We start from the raw sequence: 20,576 nt of genomic DNA, 5'->3' as shown, positions 1-20,576 counted from the left end.
AGGTTGACCCGCGATAAGTGATAGACACATTTTTGTGACAACAAAACCGGCGCGCAAAATCCATGCACCTGTCAAAAAAATAAATATCTGCGAATCACTTATAGCCCAATCCGTAGCCAGCACCCGTAAAAGCTGACACTTCTTACATCACCGAATCAGGGCGCCGCAAGGAATTGCTGTCCAGTTCGTAACGCAGTTCTTCGGTCAATGCGGTGACCGATAGTGCGTTTGTAGGTTAACCCTGCCCCTTCGACCGGGATTCACCAGAGAACAGTCCCCCGCTCCCGCGCCCAGACAATCGCCTCGCTGCGGCTGTGCACATTGAGCTTGGAGTACACCGTCGCCACATGGTTGCGCACTGTGTTCGGTGCCAGTTTCAGGCGCGCGGCGATGTCCTTGTCGGCCAGGCCTTCGCAGATCAGACCCAGTACATCGCGCTCACGGGCGGTTAGTTGCCCAGTGCTGGCCCGGTCGGTGACATCGTCCATGATCAAGACCAGCGATTCCGGCTTGCCACGGCCGTCAACCAATACCAGGCTGCGCACGCGATGGACCCAGGTGCGCGCTTCGTTCCCCGCCGATGTCACCTCCACCAGCACATCGCTGAACGTCTCGCCACGGGCCACCCGACTGATCGGGTAGCTGTCGGCCGGCACGAGGTGATTGTTGCGATAACGCAAGGCGAAGCGTTTGACATAGGCCTTGGCGTTGCTGCCCAGGTCGCTGATCTGCGAGGCACCGTGCATGGCCAGCGCCGCCTCGTTGGCCCACAGGATGCTCTGGTCGGGATCGAGCAGAATCACCCCGTCGGACAAGCCGGCGATGATTTGCTGCAACTGGCGACGATTGGTCTCCGAGGTCAGGACGTGCTGGCTCATTTCGACTCCACAAGTATGGTGCCCCTGTGAAGAATACGACCGCCGGAGTTTTGGTTAGTGCAACGAACCTTGGGGCAGCGGGCTTGCTCGCGAAAGCGGTGGAGTTGGTCAGCGAAAAGCCTGGAGGGCCGGTGGTCCTTTGACTATTGCACGTTAAAGGACGCGTCAAGCCCCGCCAACTTGTCCGGATTACGCATGATGAAAACCCGATTCACCCGCCCGGTTTCATCGAAAGCAAACGTCATCGACGCGGTGATAACACCGTCGGCCTTGATGATGGCGCCTCGGGCCCCATTGATTTCAACGGGCAGCCATTCACAGGTTTGCCAATAGGCGTGCAACGACTGGCCAATGAAATCCAGCACGCTTTCGATGCCAAACAGCGTTTCACGGATCGCCGAAGCCTTGCCGCCGCTGTCGGCGCAGAGTTCGACGTCTTCGCTCAGTATCACGCTCAAGTTCGCCGTGGAACCACTGGTGATGGCGTTGTGGAAGGCACTGAGCAACTGGTTTTGGCGAGCAGGTTCCGGTTGATAGCGGGCCTGGGCACTGCCAAGACTCGCCTTGGCCCGAGACACCAGTTTGCGGCAAGCGGCTTCCTGCACCCCGACCGCATCGGCAACCTGCGGGTAATCCATGTCGAAGATTTCGTACAGCAGGTACGCGGCACGCTCCTTGGGTGTCAGCCGCTCCAGCAACAACACGAACGCGGTGGACAGCGACGAAGCCAGTTCATGCATGTGCTCGGGTGAGTCCTGATGCGCCGTGTGGATCGGCTCCGGCAGCCAGGTACCGATGTAATCTACCCGGGACTTGTGCGCCGACCGTAGCAGGTCAATGCAATGGCGGGTGCAGGCGGTGGTAAGCCAGGCGGCCGGCGTGGCGATGGAGGCCCGGTCGGCCTCCAGCCACTTGATGAACAACTCTTGCACCGCATCCTCGGCTTCGACGCGCGAACCGAGAATGCGATAGGCCAGACCAAGCAAAAAGGGCCGGCGCTGCTCGAACACAGTGGCGGCGTTTTCAGCGCAGTTCATCAATCAGTGCCTCGACACCTGCAAGCGGTTCCACAGGTTGATCATGCCGATCTCGGCCGTCAAGGCGCCGATCTGTTCGTCATTGAAATACGCCCTCAGTTCACCGCGCAGGCTGGCGTAATCGGTTTTTTCATCCAATATCGTCAAGGCTTCGGTCCACGCCAGCGCAGCGCGCTCCGCAGCGCTGAAATCACTGACGTGACGCCAGACGATCAGGCGATCCAGACGCTCGTTGGTTTCATTGGCTTCCCGGGCTTCGCGGGTGTGCATCTTCACGCAGAGACCGCATTGGTTGATCTGCGAGGCGCGCAAGTGGATCAAGTGCTTGAGGTCTGGATCAAGATCATGCTGATCGAGCGCGACATGGACCTGGGTCAGGCTTTCGAAAACCTGTGGAATCGATTGCAGCAGGTTGACCGCTTGGGTGTTGGACGACATCGTGTTGCTCCACTGATTGAGGGATTCAACAGGATGACGATTGAGGGTTGGGGTTTGTGACGTGCGCTGATTCATTCAGCGCACGTCACTCGGTTCAAGCAGCCAACTCTCCCTTCGCAAGTGCCGCCGAAGCCGCCAGCATTGCCCGCAACAGCACCGCACACCCGGCCGCCAGGTCATCCGGCGCGGCGTTTTCGATTTCGTTGTGGCTGATGCCGCCTTCGCAGGGCACGAAGATCATCCCGGCCGGGCCGAGTTCGGCGAGGAAGATCGCGTCGTGGCCCGCGCCGCTGACAATGTCCATGTGCGACAGGCCCAGGCTTTGGGCGGCGCCGCGTACCGCTTCGACGCAGCCCTTGTCGAAGTACAGCGGTGGGAAGTCGGCCGTTGGCGTGAGTTCGAAGGTCAGGCCGTGTTCGTCGCAGGTGGTTTCGATGACTTCACGCACTTCGGCAATCATCGAGTCCAGGCGCGCCGGCTCCAGGTGCCGGAAGTCCAGGGTCATGCGCACTTCGCCAGGGATGACGTTGCGTGAGCCGGGATAGGCTTGCAGGCAGCCGACGGTGCCGCAGGCATGGGGTTGATGGCTGAGGGCGGCGCGGTTGAGCGCACCGACGATCACCGCGGCACCGACCAGGGCGTCCTTGCGCAGGTGCATCGGGGTCGGGCCGGCGTGGGCTTCGACGCCGCGCAGCTTGAGGTCAAACCATTTCTGCCCGAGGGCGCCCATGACCACGCCTATGGTCTTGCGTTCGTCTTCCAGTATCGGGCCTTGCTCGATGTGAGCTTCAAAGTAGGCGCCGACTTTGTGGCCGCTGACTTTGCGCGGCCCGGCGTAACCAATGGCATTCAGTGCCTGCCCCACCGTCACGCCCTCGGCATCGACCTTGGCCAGGGTTTCCTCGAGGGTGAATTTTTCCGCGAACACGCCGGAACCCATCATGCACGGGGCGAAGCGCGAGCCTTCTTCGTTGGTCCAGACCACCACTTCCAGCGGCGCTTCGGTTTCGATGTTGAGGTCGTTGAGGGTACGCAGCACTTCGACGCCGGCCAGCACACCGAAGCAGCCATCGAACTTGCCGCCGGTAGGCTGGGTGTCGATGTGGCTGCCGGTCATCACCGGTGGCAGATCGGGATTGCGCCCGGGACGACGGGCGAAGATGTTGCCGACGGCGTCGATGCTGACGGTGCAGCCGGCATCGGTACACCATTTGACGAAGATGTCCCGGGCCTGGCGATCCAGATCGGTCAGGGCCAGGCGACACACGCCGCCCTTGACCGTGGCGCCGAGCCTGGCCAGTTCCATGAGCGATTGCCACAGGCGGTCGCGGTTGATGTGCTGATGGCTGGACTGCAGAACGTCTACGGCCGCGTTCATGATGATCTCCTCAGGCTGTTCTTATCGGTTTCTCTCAAGCATTTTTTGGTGTGTTTGAGGCCCTCTTCGCGAGCAAGCCCGCTCCCACCTTTGGAATGCATTCCCCCTGTGGGAGCGGGCTTGCTCGCGAAGAGGCCAGTCATCACACCGCAGATTTCGCTACAGATGGGTTGGGCCGCATCACACTCAACCCGTAATAAATAACCCCACCCAGCGCCGAGCCAGTGAACCAGCCATAGCTGTAGAACCAGCTGAACGCATCGCTGCCCAGGGACAGCAGCGTCAGCACCACCGGCACACCAAACGCGATGAACCCGCTCCAGTTCCACGCCGGATACACGTCATCGCGATACAGGCCGGCGAGGTCCAGTTGCTGCTTCTTGATCAGGAAATAGTCCACCACCATGATCCCGGCGATCGGCCCCAGCAGGCTGGAATAGCCGAGCAACCAGTTGGAATAGACCGTTTCCAGGCTGAGATCGGAAACGATCAGGCCGAGCTTTTTCAGCAGTTCATGGGCCATCAGCGCAAGTCCGACCAGCCCGGTGAGGATTACCGCTTTGGTCCGGTTGATCGCCTTGGGTGCGATGTTCTGGAAATCGTTGGTGGGCGACACGATGTTGGCCGCGGTGTTGGTCGACAGCGTGGCGATGATGATCAGCGCCATGGCCAGCGCCACCCAGACCGGACTCTGGATATGGCCGATCAGGGTCACCGGGTCGGACACCGTCACCCCCACCAGCTTCACCGAGGCGGCGGTCATCACCACGCCCAGGGAGGCAAACAGGAACATGGTCAGCGGCAAGCCGATGATCTGCCCGACGATCTGGTCCTTCTGGCTTTTCGCGTAGCGGCTGAAGTCGGGGATGTTCAGCGACAGCGTGGCCCAGAACCCGACCATCGCGGTCAGCCCGGCCGCGAAGTAACTGGCCACGCCCGCGCCTTCGGGGCGCTTGGCCGGGATCGCCAGCAACTCGGTCATCGACACGTTGGGCATGGCCCACACCAACAACCCAACTCCCACCAGCACCAACAGCGGTGCCGAGAGCGTTTCCAGCCATTTGATCGACTCGGCACCGCGAATCACCACCCACAGGTTCAGCGCCCAGAACACCATGAAGCCGATGACCTCACCGGTGCCGCCCAGGGACTTCCAGCCCTCGAACACCGAGCCGAGGAACAGGTGAATCGCCAGCCCGCCGAACATGGTCTGGATGCCGAACCAGCCACACGCCACCAGGGCGCGGATCAGGCACGGAATGTTGGAGCCGAGCACGCCGAAGGACGAGCGCAGCAACACCGGAAAGGGAATACCGTACTTGGTGCCGGGAAAGGCGTTAAGCGTCAGGGGAATCAGCACGATGATGTTGGCAAACAGAATCGCCAGCAGCGCTTCACCGACGGTCAGGCCGAAGTACGCGGTCAGCACGCCACCAAGGGTGTAGGTCGGCACGCAGATCGCCATGCCTACCCACAGCGCCGTGATGTGCCATTTGTTCCAGGTGCGTTCGCGCACCTTGGTCGGTGCAATGTCGTGGTTGTAACGGGGACTGTCGAGGACATCGCTGCCGGCTTCAAGCTCGAACAAGCCGTCGCGCTCGGTCACTTGCGATCTGATCTGTTGCATGGCCGCTCCACTGTTCTTTGAATTATTTTTTGCTCATCGGGGGCTGGCGGCATCAATAAACGTGCCGGGTGCCCCGCTTACGCATCGGGCAGTTCCATAAACACTCTGTAAGCAACTGATGTTTATCAGTTTTATGCAGTCAACGATGCAGTCCTCAGTTGCATGTCATGCCACTCAGGCCGAATGCCAGACAAGTTGTCCTGACAGTCAGGACTCAATCTGGTGCGTTGATCTTTTTTTCAATGGCTGCGCATCAACCATAGACCATACTCAAACAGCTGATTTCACATAAGAAATCTTGACTATTTTTCGATCCTGTCAAGTGCGTCAAAATGGTGAACGGCTTCACCATTTTGGTGATTCTTGTAATTAATCTTTTAATATCAATTAGTTAATAACTGCATAAGCTTATAAAAAATATTCTTGCCGATTCGGATAACTGCAGCTAGCGTTTAATCCTGACAGCACTGACAGGAATAAATCTGACCGGGCTGTTTTTATATAGAACATCTAGAACCGGCATAAACCGGTCATTGCCTGCGAGGAACTCGGAATGTCTCTGTTGATCCGTGGCGCCACCCTTGTTACCCATGATGAAAGTTATCGCGCCGATGTGTATTGCGCAGACGGCGTGATCAAGGCCATCGGCGAAAATCTCGATGTACCTGCAGGCGCCGAAGTGCTCGACGGCAGCGGCCAATACCTGATGCCCGGCGGCATCGACCCGCACACCCACATGCAACTGCCCTTCATGGGCACCGTGGCCAGCGAAGACTTCTACAGCGGCACGGCGGCCGGACTGGCCGGCGGCACCACGTCGATCATCGACTTCGTGATTCCCAACCCGCAGCAATCCTTGCTCGAAGCCTTCCATCAGTGGCGCGGCTGGGCCGAGAAGTCGGCGTCGGACTATGGCTTTCACGTCGCCATCACCTGGTGGAGCGAACAGGTCCGCGAAGAAATGGCCGAACTGGTCAGCCAGCACGGCGTCAACAGCTTCAAGCATTTCATGGCCTACAAGAACGCGATCATGGCCGCCGATGACACCCTGGTGGCGAGTTTCGAACGCTGCCTGGAACTGGGCGCGGTGCCGACCGTTCACGCGGAAAACGGTGAACTGGTGTATCACCTGCAACGCAAGCTGATGGCCCAGGGCATCACCGGACCGGAAGCGCATCCGCTGTCGCGGCCTTCACAGGTTGAGGGCGAGGCCGCGAGCCGGGCGATCCGCATCGCCGAAACCCTGGGCACGCCACTGTACCTGGTTCACGTCTCGACCAAGGAAGCCCTGGACGAAATCACCTACGCCCGGGGCAAGGGCCAGCCGGTCTACGGCGAAGTACTGGCCGGGCACCTGCTGCTGGACGACAGCGTCTACCGCGATCCGGACTGGCAAACCGCCGCCGGTTACGTGATGAGCCCGCCGTTCCGCCCCCGCGGCCATCAGGAAGCGCTCTGGCATGGCCTGCAATCGGGCAACCTGCACACCACCGCCACCGACCACTGCTGCTTCTGCGCCGAGCAAAAAGCCGCTGGCCGCGACGACTTCAGCAAGATCCCCAACGGCACCGCCGGTATCGAAGACCGCATGGCGGTGTTGTGGGATGAAGGCGTGAACAGCGGACGCTTTTCGATGCAGCAATTCGTCGCGCTGACGTCCACCAACACGGCGAAGATCTTCAACCTCTACCCACGCAAAGGCGCGATTCGCGTGGGTGCCGATGCCGACCTGGTGCTGTGGGACCCGCAAGGCACGCGGACCATTTCCGCCAAGACCCACCATCAGCAGGTGGACTTCAACATCTTCGAAGGCAAGACCGTGCGCGGCGTGCCCAGCCACACCATCAGCCAGGGCCGCGTGGTCTGGGCCGACGGCGACCTGCGGGCCGAACGCGGGGCCGGGCGCTACATCGAACGACCAGCGTATCCGGCGGTGTTTGATTTGCTGAGCAAGCGGGCGGAGCAGCACAAGCCGGTTGCCGTGAAACGCTGAAATCGAGGCCTACGGCCTTCGCGAGCAAGCCCGCTCCCACAGGGGAACGCGTTCCAAATGTGGGAGCGGGCTTGCTCGCGAAGAGGCCGGTACAGACAACGAAAAACAATGCCCATTCAGAGGCAGCACCTCAAATAACCGTGAGGCCAAAACCGTGATCAAGACCCTGGACCACCTCCCGCATCCCGTTGAGAATGCGGCCGCCCTCGCCGGCCATTTCACCGATCTGGCGCCGCCGCTCAACGAGCGCCAGGCGCACCTGGAAGCCTCGCGCTGCCTGTATTGCTACGACGCCCCCTGCGTGAATGCCTGTCCGAGCGAGATCGACATTCCCTCGTTCATCCGCAACATTGCGCAGGACAACGTGCAAGGCGCCGCGCAGAAAATCCTCTCGGCCAACATCCTCGGCGGCAGTTGCGCCCGGGTGTGCCCGACGGAGATTCTTTGCCAGCAAGCCTGCGTGCGCAACAACGCCCACGAATGTGCGCCAGTGATGATCGGTCTGTTGCAGCGCTATGCCGTGGACAACGCGCACTTCAGCGAACACCCCTTCCCCCGCGCCGCGGCCACCGGCAAACGCATCGCCGTGGTGGGTGCCGGTCCGGCCGGTTTGTCCTGCGCCCACCGCAGTGCCATGCACGGGCATGACGTGGTGATTTTCGAGGCGCGGGAAAAGGCTGGCGGCCTCAACGAGTACGGAATCGCCAAATACAAACTGGTGGATGACTACGCGCAAAAGGAGCTTGAGTTCCTGTTGGAGATTGGCGGCATCGAAATCCGCCACGGGCAGAAACTCGGAGAGAACCTGACCCTCAGTGAACTGCATCAACAGTTCGATGCGGTGTTCCTCGGCCTCGGGCTCAATGCCAGCAAACAGCTAGGGCTGGCCCACGAAGACGCGCCCGGCCTGCTCGCCGCCACAGACTACATCCGCGAACTGCGCCAGGCCGATGACCTGAGCCAACTGCCCCTGGCCGACCACTGCATTGTCCTCGGCGCAGGCAACACCGCCATCGACATGGCGGTGCAAATGGCCCGCCTCGGCGCCCACGATGTGAATCTGGTGTACCGCCGTGGCATCGAGGACATGGGGGCCACCCATCACGAACAGGAGATTGCCAAGGCCAATCAGGTGCGGCTGATGACCTGGGCTCAACCCGAAGAAGTGCTGCTCGATGACCATGGCCGCGTGCGCGGCATGCGTTTCGCCCGCACCCGTCTGGTGGAAGACCGCCTGCAAACCACCGGTGAAACCTTCGAACTGGCCGCCGACGCGATCTTCAAGGCCATCGGCCAGACCTTCGACGGCAGCGCCCTCAGCGATCCGCTGGCCCGAGAACTCAAGCGTCAGGGCGAACGCATCGAAGTCGATGAACAACTGCGCACCAGCATCCCCGGCGTGTATGCCGGCGGCGACTGCACCAGTCTCGATCAGGACCTTACCGTGCAAGCCGTGCAGCATGGCAAGCGCGCCGCCGAGGCGATCAACGCTCAACTGATGCTCAACGTGGAGGCTGCGTAAATGGCCGATCTGTCGATTGTCTTCGCCGGCATCAAAGCACCCAATCCATTCTGGCTGGCCTCCGCGCCGCCGACCGACAAGGCCTACAACGTGGTCCGCGCCTTCGAGGCCGGCTGGGGCGGCGTGGTCTGGAAAACCCTGGGTGAAGACCCGGCGGCGGTGAACGTGTCGTCGCGCTACTCGGCACACTTCGGGGCTAACCGGGAGGTGCTGGGCTTTAACAACATCGAGCTGATCACCGACCGCTCGCTGGAGATCAACCTGCGGGAGATCACCCAGGTCAAAAAGGACTGGCCGGACCGTGCGCTGATCGTGTCCTTGATGGTGCCCTGCGTCGAAGAGTCCTGGAAACACATCCTGCCGCTGGTGGAAGCCACTGGCGCCGACGGCATCGAGCTGAACTTCGGTTGCCCCCACGGCATGCCGGAACGCGGCATGGGCGCGGCGGTCGGCCAGGTGCCGGAATACGTGGAACAGGTCACCCGCTGGTGCAAAACGTATTGCTCGCTGCCGGTGATCGTCAAGCTCACGCCGAACATCACCGACATCCGTGTCGCCGCCCGCGCCGCCCACCGAGGCGGTGCCGATGCGGTGTCGTTGATCAACACCATCAACTCGATCACCAGCGTTAACCTCGAACGCATGGTCGCCAATCCCATGGTCGGCAGCCAAAGCACCCACGGCGGTTACTGCGGCTCGGCCGTCAAGCCGATTGCCTTGAACATGGTCGCCGAAATCGCCCGCGACCCGCAGACCCAAGGCCTGCCGATCAGCGGGATCGGCGGCATTGGCAACTGGCGCGATGCGGCGGAATTCATCGCGCTCGGCAGTGGCTCGGTGCAGGTCTGCACGGCGGCGATGCTGCATGGCTTCCGGATTGTCGAAGACATGAAGGACGGCTTGTCACGCTGGATGGACAGTCAGGGCTATGCCAGCATTTCGGAATTTTCCGGCCGCGCGGTGGGCAACACCACGGACTGGAAGTACCTGGACATCAACTACCAGGTGATCGCGAAAATCGATCAGGAGGCTTGTATCGGTTGCGGTCGCTGCCATATCGCTTGTGAAGACACCTCGCACCAGGCCGTGGCCAGCTTCAAGCAGGCGGATGGCACTCACAAGTATCAAGTGATCGATGAGGAGTGCGTGGGCTGCAACCTGTGCCAGATCACCTGCCCTGTGCAGGACTGCATCGAGATGGTGCCGGTGGAGACCGGCAAGCCGTTCCTGGACTGGAATCATGATCCGAGGAATCCGTATCACGTCAGCCCTTGATGCCGGCGGCGCCTGAGCTGACGCCTTCGCGAGCAAGCCCGCTCCCACATTTGAAATGCATTCCAATGTGGGAGCGGGCTTGCTCGCGAAGAGGCCCGCAGCCGCACCACAGATCTTCAAGGCTCCAACCCGATCCCCCGCAAAATCACACTGGTCACCGTCTGCACCGCTTTCTCGAACTGCATGTCCGACAGCGGCTGATGGTCGTTGAGAATATTCACCTGGTGATCGAAGTCGGCGTAGTGCTGGGTCGAGGCCCAGATCATGTACAGCAGGCTCGAGGGCTCCACCGGCAGGATGCGTTTGTCGTCCACCCACTGGCGGATTTTCGCTTCCTTCATCTTGGCCCAGTCGTACAGGCTCGCATCCAGCGCTTCGCCGAGGGTCGGCGCGCCATGGATGATTTCGTTGGCCCAGACTTTCGAGCCATAGGGCCGGCTGCGGGAATGGTTCATCTTGGCGCGGATGTAGCTGCTGAGCACCACACGCGGGTCATCGAACATCTCGAAGCACAGGGCGTCCTGCTTCCAGACTTCCAGCAAATCGAACAGCACGGCGCTGTACAACTCGGTCTTGGTGCTGAAGTAGTAATGCAGGTTGGAGCGCGGCAGCTGCACTTCAGCGGCGATGTCGGCCATGGCGGTGCTGCCAAAGCCCTTTTCAGCGAAGACTTTTTCCGCCCCCAGCAGGATTTTTTCGACGTTACTGCGACGAATCTCGATCTTGTGATTGCCCATGCGGATCCCCGACAACAACGTTGAGCAAGACTAGCATCCGCTCTGGATCGCGGCGACAGGGGAAAACGAAACTTCGTGCAGCCACTGTCGTAAAGCTAAACTCTGCGCACTTGGAAACTGCCTGAGGTACCCACGATGTTGCTCAAGAAAACCCTGACCGTCGCGGCCCTGCTCGGCACGTTGCCGCCGATGATTTCCAGCTGACAATCCAATCCCTTGTGGGAGCGAGCTTTTGTGGCGAGGGGGCTTGCCCCCGTTAGGCTGCGCAGCAGACGTAAATATAAACTCCTCGATATGCCTGAAAGTCGTAGGGGCCGCTTCGCGACCCAACGGGGGCAAGCTCCCTCGCCACAGGGAACGGTGCAAGCCTTGAAAATCACACAGCAGGTCAACATGTCGCTAACACTGATCGAACTCGAAGACGAATTCACCCGCCTCACCCTCGCCCCCGAGCTTGGCGCCAGCATCGTCAACTGGACGGTGCGCAGCACCGGACAACCCTTGTTGCGCCACAGTGATGCCCATGCCCTGAACACCGGCCTGCCCGGCAAACTCGGCTGCTTTCCCTTGATCCCCTGGTCCAACCGCATCGCCGATGGCGGTTTCGATTGCCCCGATGGCTGGCTGGCACTGGCGCCCAACAGCCTCACCGATCCCCTGCCGATTCACGGCAGCGCCTGGCAGCAGGTGTGGGACGTGGTTTCCCGATCGGAAAATGAAGTGGTCCTGCAACTCGACGGCACAACCCCCTTCGCTTATCGCGCCCGGCAACGTTTCCATTTGAGCGCGGGCAAGCTGAGCATCGAACTGCTCGTCACACACCTGGCCGAGCACGCTGCGTGGCATGGCCTGGGATTGCATCCGTATCTGCCGCGCACCGCGAACACTCGACTACAGGCACCCGCCCGGCATGTATGGTTGTGCGACAGGGCAAAACTGCCGACAGAACTCAGCGCATTGCCGCTCGAGTGGGATTTCCAGCATCTGAAGGCATTGCCCGAATCGCTGGTGGACAACGGCTTCTGTGAATGGAACGGTCACTGCCTGATCGAGCAAGCGGATCTTGGTTACACGCTCGACTGCCAGGCCACCGGCAGCGATTACTACCTGCTGTACTGCCCCGTGGGCCTGGAGTTTTTCTGCATCGAACCGGTGAGCCATCCGGTCAACGCGCACCACCTGCCCGGTCGGCCGGGGTTGCGTTTGCTGGAACAGGGCCAATCCACCGAACTGGGTTTCAGCCTGCAGTATCGGCCGCTTCAGGCAGAGGTTCCCAACAGTTGACTCAACACCGCTCGCAACTTGCCGGGCTTCACCGGTTTGTTCAGCAAGGGTGCGTTGAGCCGCTGCAACGCACGCCGGCATTGGTCGGTGCGGTCGGCGGTAATGATCACCGCGGGAATGTCCTGGTGGAAATGCTCGCGCAAATGTCGCACCACATCACAGCCGACCACCCCGTGATCGAGGTGATAGTCCGCGAGAATCAGCTCCGGCGCCTGTCCGCGTAACGCTGCCAGTGCAGCCGCTTCATCGGTGGCGACCAGAACGTCGCAGCCCCACTGCCCGAGCAACGCGCCCATGCTTTCGAGAATGCTCACTTCGTTGTCGATCACCAGCAGACGGCGGCCCGGCAGCGGATTGCCGGTGCCCGGTTGTGGTACCGCCTGGCTCACGGGCAACGGAACCTCGTCGGATATCGGCACCTCGATGCTGAACATCGAACCCCGCCCCGGCAACGAGTACACGCCGACTTTATAGCCAAGGATCTTGGCGATGCGCTCGACAATCGCCAGCCCCAGGCCCACGCCCTTGCGGTCGGCGGCGCGACCGACGTCCAGTTGGTTGAACTCGAGGAAGATCGAATCGAGCCGGTCGGCGGCGATGCCACGCCCGGTGTCCCAGACCTCCAGGCGCAGCATCTCGCCCCGACGCCTCACCGCCAGCAGGATGCTGCCTTCATCGGTGTAGCGGCAGGCATTGCTGAGGAAGTTGCGCAGGATTCGCGTCATCAGGCGCAAGTCGGTGCTGATGGCGTAATCGGCCATGCGCACCCGCAGGTTCAAGCCGGCCGCCTGGGCGACGGACTGGAACTCCGACACCAGCGGCCCAAGCAGTTCGTCGAGGCGGTACGACGCGATGTCCGGCTTGACCGCGGCCTGGTCGAGCCGGGAAATGTCGAGCAGGTCCGTCAGCAGATCTTCGGCCCCTTCCAAGGCCTGGTGAGTGCGTTCCACGAGCACCTGTTCGGTTTCCGGCAACTTGCGTTCGCGCAAGGTCGAAATCAGCAACCGCGCGGCGTTCAGCGGTTGCAGCAGGTCGTGGCTGGCGGCGGCGAGGTATTTGTCCTTGCTGTGATTGGCGGCCTCGGCGGCATCGCGGGCATCGCGCAAGGCCTTGGCGATCTGTTTACGCTGGATGATCTGCTGCTGAAGGTTGCGGTTGGCTTCGAGCAGTTCATTGGTGCGCGAGACGACGCGCAGCTCCAGTTCGTCATTGAGTTGCTGCAGGCGTTGCTGGGCCTGTTTGCGCTCGGTGATATCGGAAACGAACCCCTCCACCAGCCCTTCCTGGCCAGGTTTGAGCAGCAGGTTCATCAACACATCGAGATGGCTGCCGTCCTTGCGGCGCAAGCGGGTTTCATAGCCGTGCAGGCTGCGCTGGTGCCTGAGGATCTCGCCGATGTTTTCCAGCTCCTGCGCGCCGTCGACAAACAGGGCGCCGGCCAGGTCGGTCAGGGAGAACAGCACCTCCTGCGGGTCCTGATAGCCAAGCATGCGTGCCAGCGCCGGGTTGGCGGCACGCATGCCATCGTGCAGGCTGGCCTGGAAGATCCCGTGCACCGCGTTTTCGAACAGCCACTTGTAGCGGTTACGCTCGGCTTCCAGATCATCCAGGCGCGCGGCCAGTTCCGGGTAATGACTCTTGCGCGCCGAATGGCTGCCCAGCCCCAGCAGCCCGGCCAGGGCGCGTTGTTGCTCGTCAGAGGGCTTCGCCATAGACGACCTCGACATCACGCTGGCTGGATTCGCGCGGGTTGGTCAGGATGCACGGATCATGCATCGCATGCTGCGACAGGAACGGAATGTCCGAGGTCCTGACGCCATGCAAACCGAGGGTTTCGTGAAAGCCGATGGCGTGCTTGAGGGCGATCAGGTGTTCGACCAGGCGCCCACAGATCTGCCGGTGATTCAGGCCTCGGCAGTCGATGCCGAAGGTCTCGGCGATCACCTTGAAGCGCTCCGGTGCCGAATTGTAATTGAAGGCCACCACATGCTCGACGAGCACCGCGTTGCAAAGGCCGTGGGGCAGGTCCAGAAAGCCGCCGAGGCTGTGGGACATGGCATGCACGGCGCCCAGGATGGCGTTGGAGAACGCAAGCCCGGCCTGCATGCTGCCGAGCATGATCTTCTCGCGCAGGGCGATGTCGGTCGGGTTGGCGATCATCTGCACCAGGTTGCCATTGATCAGGCGCATCGCTTCCAGCGCATGGGGGTCGGTCAACGGCCCATGGCCGGTGGACACGAAGGCTTCGATGGCATGCACCAGCGCGTCGATGCCGGTACAGGCCGACAGGAACGGGTCCATGCTCAGGGTGGTTTCCGGGTCGATCAGCGAAACGTCCGGCACCACGGCCTTGCTGACGATGGAGAACTTCATGCGCTCCTGCTGATTGGAAATGATCACGAATTGCGAGACATCGGCCGAGGTGCCGGCGGTGGTCGGAATCAGGATCAGCGGCGGGCTGGGCACGCGGATGGTGTCCACGCCCTCGAAATCGAGAATGCTGCGGCCATGGGCGACGACGATGCCGATGCCTTTGCCGCAGTCCATCGGGCTGCCACCACCGACGGCGACGATCACGTCGCAGTGGTTTTCCCGATACATCTCGGCACCGAGCATCACCTCTTCGACCCGTGGGTTGGGCGAGACATCGCTGTACAGGCAGTATTCGATGCCCAGCGCTTGCAGGCTGGCCTCGACATCGGCGACCCAGCCGGCGGCGATCACGCCGGGATCGCTGACCACCAGCACCTTGCGTGCGCCAAAGGTCTTGGCGTAATTGCCGACACTGTGTCGGCTACCGGCACCGAAGATGATTTCAGGGGAAACGAACTTGCGCAGCTGGTTGAGACTCTGGCTCATTGGAAAGCCTGTTTTTATTGTTTTGGAAGGTAGAAACCACACTAAACCATCCAGCTGCGAATGCAATCAGACCAATGGGTAGCAGGCTGGGGCGTACTCAGATTCGAATTCACCGCGGCCCCCCTGTGGGAGCGGGCTTGCTCGCGAAGAGGCCCTGTCAGTCAATATTGATGGTGACTGACACACCGCTTTCGCGAGCAAGCCCGCTCCCACACGGATCTGTGTCGCCAGACTAACCGCGATAGATCAGCTGTGAAGTCTTCGCATTGCGCAGCGTCAGGTGTTCGATCCCCAACCCTGGCGCCTCGGCTTCTTCGCGGGCCTTGAGGATCACGCCGTGGTGCGGCGACTTGCTGCACACCGGGTCGGCATTGCTGGCATCGCCAGTCAGCATGAAAGCCTGGCAGCGACACCCGCCCAGGTCCTTGTGCTTTTCATCGCAGGAGCGGCACGGCTCCTTCATCCAGTCATCGCCGCGAAAACGGTTGAAGCCGAACGAGTCGTTCCAGATGTGCGAGAGGCTGTGCTCGCGCACGTTGGGAAACGCTACCGGCAACTGCCGGGCGCTGTGGCAAGGCAAGGCCGTGCCGTCGGGGGTGATGTCGAGAAACAGGTTGGCCCAGCCGTTCATGCAGGTCTTGGGGCGTTCCTCGTAGTAGTCCGGGGTGACGAAGATCAGCTTGCAGGGATGGCCCTGTGCCTCAAGCCGCTGGCGATACTCGTTGGTGATGCGCTCGGCGCGCTGCAATTGTTCCCGTGTGGGCAACAGGCCGACGCGGTTGAGTTCAGCCCAGCCATAGAACTGGCACGTGGCCAATTCGACGAAATCCGCTTCCAGCTCCAGGCACAACTCGATGATCTGCGCGATCCGGTCGATGTTGTGCCGATGGGTGACGAAGTTCAGCACCATCGGATAGCCCTGGGCTTTCACCGCACGGGCCATGGCGAGTTTCTGGGCAAAGGCCTTGCGCGAGCCGGCCAGCATGTTGTTCACCGCTTCGTCGGCGGCCTGGAAGCTGATCTGGATATGGTCCAGCCCGGCCACCTTGAAGTCGCGCACCTTCTGCTCGGTCAAGCCGATGCCCGAAGTGATCAAATTGGTGTAGTAGCCCATGTTCCGGGCGGCCTTGATCAACTCGGCGAGGTCCTGACGTACCAGCGGCTCGCCACCGGAAAAGCCCAATTGCGCGGCGCCCATGTCCCGCGCTTCGCGGAATACGCGAATCCATTCTTCTGTGCTCAGTTCCTCGCCGTGCCTGGCAAAGTCCAACGGATTGGAGCAATAGGGGCACTGCAACGGACAGCGGTAAGTCAGCTCGGCGAGCAGCCACAGCGGCGGTCCGGGCAGCGTCTCACTCGATCCAGAATTGCGCATGGGCCACCTCCAGAAACGCCAGCACGTCTTCGTCGATCCCGGGTACGCCGGGGAAATTCGCGCTCAATCGATCAATGATCGTCGCCACGCTGCGCTGACCATCCACCAGGTCAAGAATCTGCCCGGCGCTGCTGTTGAGCTTGATCATGCCTTCGGGGTACAGCAGCACGTGGCAATCCTGACGGGGCTCCCATTGCAGACGAAAACCACGACGCAAGGCCGGTGACTGCTGGCGATTGATCAGGCTCACAGGGCGATCCCCCGGTGCCAGACGTTGTCGCCGGTGACCGTGTGATAAGGCGGGCGTGCAAGTTCGTAGGCCATGCTCATGGCATCGAGCATGCTCCACAGCACATCGAGCTTGAATTGCAGGATCTCCAACATGCGTTGTTGCCCCTCGGCCGTCACGTAGTGCGCCAGGGTAATGCGCAAGCCATGCTCGACATCGCGCCGCGCTTGACTCAGGCGCGTGCGGAAATAGTCGTAGCCGGCGACGTCGATCCACGGGTAATGGGTCGGCCAGGCGTCGAGTCGCGATTGATGGATCTGCGGGGCAAAGAGTTCGGTCAGCGAACTGCTGGCCGCTTCCTGCCAGCAGGCGCGACGGGCGAAATTGACATAGGCATCCACCGCGAAACGCACCCCGGGCAGCACCAGTTCCTGGGAAAGGATCTGCTCGCGATCCAGGCCCACGGCTTCGCCCAGGCGCAGCCAGGCTTCGATTCCGCCCTCGCTGCCGGGGACGCCGTCGTGGTCGAGAATCCGTTGCAGCCACTCCCGGCGCACGTCGCGGTCCGGGCAGTTGGCCAGGATGGCAGCGTCTTTCAGGGGGATGTTGACCTGGTAATAGAAGCGATTGGCGACCCAGCCCTGGATCTGCTCGCGGCTGGCGCGTCCGGCGTACATGGCTTGGTGGAAGGGATGGTGGATGTGGTAGTAGGCGCCCTTGGCGCGCAGGGCGGCTTCGAATTCTGTAGGGGACATCGGGGTCTCGGTCATTGGGGTACTCCTGGAAGCGCTGCGGTGTCTGGTCTGGCCTCTTCGCGAGCAAGCCCGCTCCCACAGGGGTCAGGGTTGAACACATTTTTTTGATCGAAACAGATCCATTGTGGGAGCGGGCTTGCTCGCGAAGGCGTCAGTCGCTACAGCACGATATCCATGCCGTCATAAGCCACTTCGATCCCCCGCCGCTCCAGCAAAGCCCGCTCGGCCGAGTCTTCATCGAGAATGGGATTGGTGTTGTTGATATGGATCAGCACCTTGCGCTGGCGATTGAAACCCTCCAGCACGTCAAGCATCCCGCCGGGGCCGCTTTGTGGGAGGTGCCCCATTTCGCTGCCCAGACTCTGGCCGACTTCGCAGATACGCATCTCGTCGTCCCGCCACAGGGTGCCGTCCAGCAGCAGGCAATCGGCACGCTGCATCCAGCCCAGCACTTCATCGTCGATCTGCCCAAGGCCCGGTGCATAGAACAGCGATGCGCCGTTGCGCAGGTCTTCTATGAACAGGCCAATGGTGTCGCCCGGTTGCGGGTTGCCGCGATTGGGTGAATACGGCGGCGCGTTGCTCACCAGGGGAATCGCGCGAAACTGCAAATGCTCGCAGGCCGGGATGCCGAACGGCTGGCGATCGAGGCCGACCGGTTGCCATTGCAATCCGCCGTTCCAGTGCTCAAGCATGGTGAACAACGGGAAACCGCTGCTCAGGTCCTGATGCACACGCGCGGTGCACCAAACGTCATGCGGACAGCCTTCGCGCAGGCTGAGCAAACCGGTGCAATGGTCGATCTGGCTGTCGAGCAGTACGACGCCGGCGATGGCAGTGTCACGCAATCGGCGCGCCGGTTGCAGCGGCGCAAAACCCTCGAGTTGCGCGCGAATGTCCGGTGACGCATTGCACAGCACCCACTCCACACCGTCGTCACTCAGGGCAATCGACGACTGCGTACGGCGCTGGGCCCGCAGGCTGCCATTGCGCACACCGGCGCACTGGCGGCAGTTGCAGTTCCACTGCGGGAAACCACCGCCAGCGGCGGAACCGAGAACGCGGATGTGCATGGAGGATGCTCCAGAAGGCAGGCCCGGCCAACGCATCGGCTGGCCGGGTGATCAATCAACGGTTGGCGAAATACATCGTCACTTCGAAGCCAATGCGCAGATCGGTAAACGCGGGTTTAGTCCACATGGGTCATTCCTCTTCTTGTGCCCGGGTGATTCCGGTAGAGCCATTAATGCACGGGGCGCCGAGTGCCCGAATGCTACTTTCGAAGGAGTTTGCGGGGTGATTTGGTAGGGGGTGTGCGCAGCCATTGGCATTACACAAACCCCATGTGGGAGCGGGCTTGCTCGCGAAAGCGGTGTGCCAGTCAACATCTCTGCTGAATGACACTCCGTATTCGCGAGCAAGCCCGCTCCCACATTTTGGTTTGCGGTGTTCCAGGGGAAGTTAGAAGAACCCCAGCGGATTGATGTCGTAGCTCACCAGCAGGTTTTTGGTCTGCTGATAGTGGTCGAGCATCATCTTGTGGTTTTCCCGGCCGACGCCGGACTTCTTGTAGCCACCGAACGCCGCGTGCGCCGGGTACAGGTGGTAGCAGTTGGTCCACACCCGCCCGGCCTTGATCGCCCGGCCCATGCGGTAGGCCCGGTTGATGTCGCGGGTCCACAGGCCGGCGCCGAGGCCGAACTCGCTGTCGTTGGCAATCGCCAGCGCTTCGGCTTCGTCCTTGAAGGTGGTGACGCCCACCACCGGGCCGAAGATTTCTTCCTGGAACACGCGCATCTTGTTGTGCCCCTTGAGCAGGGTCGGCTGGATGTAATAGCCGCTGGACAGGTCACCCTCCAGACGTTCGGCCGCGCCACCGGTGAGCAGCTCGGCGCCCTCCTCCTGGGCAATGGTCAGGTACGAGAGGATCTTGTCGTATTGCTGCTCGGACGCCTGGGCGCCGACCATGGTCTCGGTGTCCAGCGGGTTGCCGCGCTTGATCTTGACGATCTTCTTCATCACCTCGGCCATGAACGGCTCGTAGATCGACTCCTGGACCAGTGCCCGAGACGGGCAGGTGCAGACTTCGCCCTGGTTGAAGAACGCCAGCACCAGGCCTTCGGCGGCTTTTTCGATGAACGCAGGTTCAGCGTTCATGATGTCTTCGAAGAAAATGTTCGGCGACTTGCCGCCCAGTTCGACGGTACTCGGGATGATGTTCTCGGCGGCGCAATGCATGATGTGCGCGCCCACCGGGGTCGAGCCGGTGAAGGCGATCTTGGCGATGCGCTTGCTGGTGGCCAGGGCCTCGCCGGCTTCGCGCCCGAAGCCCTGGACGATGTTCAACACGCCCGCCGGCAGCAGGTCGGCGATCAGCTCGGCGAAGACCATGATCGACAGCGGCGTTTGTTCGGCAGGCTTGAGCACGATGCAGTTGCCGGCGGCCAGGGCCGGGGCGAGTTTCCAGGCGGCCATCAGCAGCGGGAAGTTCCACGGAATGATCTGCCCGACCACGCCCAGGGGCTCATGGAAGTGATAGGCCGTGGTCAGCTCATTGATCTCGGCAGCCCCGCCTTCCTGGGCGCGGATGCAGCCAGCAAAGTAGCGGAAGTGGTCGGCCGCCAGCGGCACGTCGGCGTTGATGGTTTCGCGCACGGCCTTGCCGTTGTCCCAGGTTTCGGTGACGGCCAGGACCTCAAGGTTCTGCTCGATGCGGTCGGCGATTTTCAGCAGCACCAGGGAGCGGTCCTGGGCCGAGGTCTTGCCCCAGGCGTCGGCAGCGGCATGGGCGGCGTCCAGGGCCTTGTCGATGTCGGCGGCGCTGGAGCGCGGGAACTCGGCGATCACTTCACCGTTGACCGGCGAGGTGTTGGTGAAGTACTCGCCATTGATCGGGGCGACAAACTCGCCACCGATGAAGTTGCCGTAGCGCGGCTTGAAGGTAATGACGGCGCCTGGGGTTCCGGGTTGTGCGTAGATCATGATGGGCCTCTGTCTGGGTCGGAGCCTGTCGTACTGACAGGCGATACGCCGATACTAGAGAGCCCCGCGCGCCAGACGAATGCATCGTTGGCAGGAGGGGCTCTCGTTATTTGGTCGTAGGTTTCACACATTCCAATGTGGGAGCGGGCTTGCTCGCGAAGGCGTCGTGTCAGCCAAAAAACCTGTTGAATGACACACCGCTTTCGC

General features: G+C 61.5%; 17 protein-coding genes and 2 pseudogenes. 4 read left to right on the top strand and 15 right to left on the bottom strand.

What is annotated here, in order from left to right; all coding sequences use genetic code 11:
- Positions 1-260: 260 nt before the first annotated feature.
- The 6 genes and pseudogenes from KGB20_RS29200 to KGB20_RS01505 all read right to left on the bottom strand — a co-directional run.
- Positions 261-395, bottom strand: a pseudogene (locus KGB20_RS29200) (response regulator transcription factor); the annotation flags it as partial.
- A gap of 57 nt (positions 396-452) precedes the next feature.
- A pseudogene (locus tag KGB20_RS01525) lies at positions 453-878 on the bottom strand (PAS domain-containing protein); the annotation flags it as partial.
- Between the two features lie 143 nt (positions 879-1,021).
- Positions 1,022-1,915 carry an RNA polymerase sigma factor SigJ gene (gene sigJ, locus KGB20_RS01520; protein WP_154908907.1) on the bottom strand — a complete coding sequence of 298 codons (894 nt, stop codon included), beginning with the start codon at positions 1,913-1,915 and terminating at the stop codon, positions 1,022-1,024.
- 3 nt (positions 1,916-1,918) lie between these two features.
- A complete protein-coding gene (locus KGB20_RS01515) occupies positions 1,919-2,353 on the bottom strand; it encodes a carboxymuconolactone decarboxylase family protein (RefSeq protein WP_154908906.1) in 435 nt (144 codons plus the stop codon).
- Positions 2,354-2,447: 94 nt separating this feature from the next.
- A complete protein-coding gene (locus tag KGB20_RS01510; protein ID WP_154908905.1) occupies positions 2,448-3,731 on the bottom strand; it encodes a Zn-dependent hydrolase in 1,284 nt (427 codons plus the stop codon).
- Between the two features lie 142 nt (positions 3,732-3,873).
- Positions 3,874-5,358, bottom strand: a complete 1,485-nt coding sequence (locus KGB20_RS01505) for an NCS1 family nucleobase:cation symporter-1 (protein WP_154908904.1) — start codon at positions 5,356-5,358, stop codon at positions 3,874-3,876.
- A 553-nt stretch (positions 5,359-5,911) separates the two neighbouring features.
- Between KGB20_RS01505 and hydA the strand changes: the two genes are divergently transcribed.
- The 3 genes from hydA to preA all read left to right on the top strand — a co-directional run bounded on the left by hydA (position 5,912) and on the right by preA (position 10,148).
- On the top strand, positions 5,912-7,351 hold the full coding sequence (gene hydA / locus KGB20_RS01500) for a dihydropyrimidinase (protein ID WP_154860148.1): 1,440 nt from the start codon (positions 5,912-5,914) through the stop codon (positions 7,349-7,351).
- A gap of 154 nt (positions 7,352-7,505) precedes the next feature.
- Positions 7,506-8,873, top strand: a complete 1,368-nt coding sequence (locus tag KGB20_RS01495; RefSeq protein WP_154860149.1) for an NAD(P)-dependent oxidoreductase — start codon at positions 7,506-7,508, stop codon at positions 8,871-8,873.
- Complete coding sequence (preA, locus tag KGB20_RS01490) at positions 8,874-10,148, top strand: NAD-dependent dihydropyrimidine dehydrogenase subunit PreA (protein WP_154908903.1); 1,275 nt, start codon at positions 8,874-8,876, stop codon at positions 10,146-10,148.
- Positions 10,149-10,264: 116 nt separating this feature from the next.
- Here preA and KGB20_RS01485 read toward each other — a convergent pair whose 3' ends face one another.
- Positions 10,265-10,885 carry a TetR/AcrR family transcriptional regulator gene (locus KGB20_RS01485; protein ID WP_008046717.1) on the bottom strand — a complete coding sequence of 207 codons (621 nt, stop codon included), beginning with the start codon at positions 10,883-10,885 and terminating at the stop codon, positions 10,265-10,267.
- Between the two features lie 393 nt (positions 10,886-11,278).
- Here KGB20_RS01485 and KGB20_RS01480 point away from each other — a divergent pair, with 393 nt between their 5' ends.
- Positions 11,279-12,169 (top strand): aldose 1-epimerase, encoded by an 891-nt coding sequence (locus KGB20_RS01480; protein WP_154908902.1) that lies wholly within the window; start codon positions 11,279-11,281, stop codon positions 12,167-12,169.
- Here the strand turns inward: KGB20_RS01480 and KGB20_RS01475 are convergent.
- From KGB20_RS01475 to KGB20_RS01440, 8 genes are all read right to left on the bottom strand, one after another.
- Positions 12,145-13,881, bottom strand: coding sequence for a NahK/ErcS family hybrid sensor histidine kinase/response regulator (locus KGB20_RS01475; protein WP_154908901.1), 1,737 nt, complete (start codon positions 13,879-13,881; stop codon positions 12,145-12,147). The genes KGB20_RS01480 and KGB20_RS01475 overlap by 25 nt on opposite strands.
- A complete protein-coding gene (gene ercA, locus KGB20_RS01470; RefSeq protein WP_057715188.1) occupies positions 13,865-15,028 on the bottom strand; it encodes an alcohol dehydrogenase-like regulatory protein ErcA in 1,164 nt (387 codons plus the stop codon). Before ercA ends, KGB20_RS01475 begins: the two co-directional genes overlap by 17 nt.
- A 232-nt stretch (positions 15,029-15,260) precedes the next feature.
- Positions 15,261-16,403, bottom strand: coding sequence for a pyrroloquinoline quinone biosynthesis protein PqqE (gene pqqE, locus KGB20_RS01465; protein WP_154908900.1), 1,143 nt, complete (start codon positions 16,401-16,403; stop codon positions 15,261-15,263).
- Positions 16,381-16,653: a pyrroloquinoline quinone biosynthesis peptide chaperone PqqD gene (gene pqqD, locus KGB20_RS01460; RefSeq protein WP_154908899.1), complete on the bottom strand. Its 273-nt coding sequence runs from the start codon at positions 16,651-16,653 to the stop codon at positions 16,381-16,383. Before pqqD ends, pqqE begins: the two co-directional genes overlap by 23 nt.
- On the bottom strand, positions 16,650-17,402 hold the full coding sequence (pqqC, locus tag KGB20_RS01455) for a pyrroloquinoline-quinone synthase PqqC (RefSeq protein WP_154860153.1): 753 nt from the start codon (positions 17,400-17,402) through the stop codon (positions 16,650-16,652). Before pqqC ends, pqqD begins: the two co-directional genes overlap by 4 nt.
- A gap of 143 nt (positions 17,403-17,545) precedes the next feature.
- Positions 17,546-18,460, bottom strand: a complete 915-nt coding sequence (pqqB, locus tag KGB20_RS01450; protein ID WP_154860154.1) for a pyrroloquinoline quinone biosynthesis protein PqqB — start codon at positions 18,458-18,460, stop codon at positions 17,546-17,548.
- A gap of 55 nt (positions 18,461-18,515) precedes the next feature.
- Entirely contained in the window at positions 18,516-18,587 is a 72-nt protein-coding gene (pqqA, locus tag KGB20_RS01445) for a pyrroloquinoline quinone precursor peptide PqqA (RefSeq protein ID WP_003253598.1), read from the bottom strand.
- A gap of 261 nt (positions 18,588-18,848) precedes the next feature.
- Positions 18,849-20,369: an aldehyde dehydrogenase family protein gene (locus KGB20_RS01440; protein ID WP_154908898.1), complete on the bottom strand. Its 1,521-nt coding sequence runs from the start codon at positions 20,367-20,369 to the stop codon at positions 18,849-18,851.
- Positions 20,370-20,576 lie beyond the last annotated feature (207 nt).

Source organism: Pseudomonas sp. BF-R-30 (assembly GCF_019956175.1).
Lineage (GTDB): Bacteria > Pseudomonadota > Gammaproteobacteria > Pseudomonadales > Pseudomonadaceae > Aquipseudomonas > Aquipseudomonas jessenii.
This window is presented reverse-complemented; position numbering and strand designations above follow the sequence as displayed.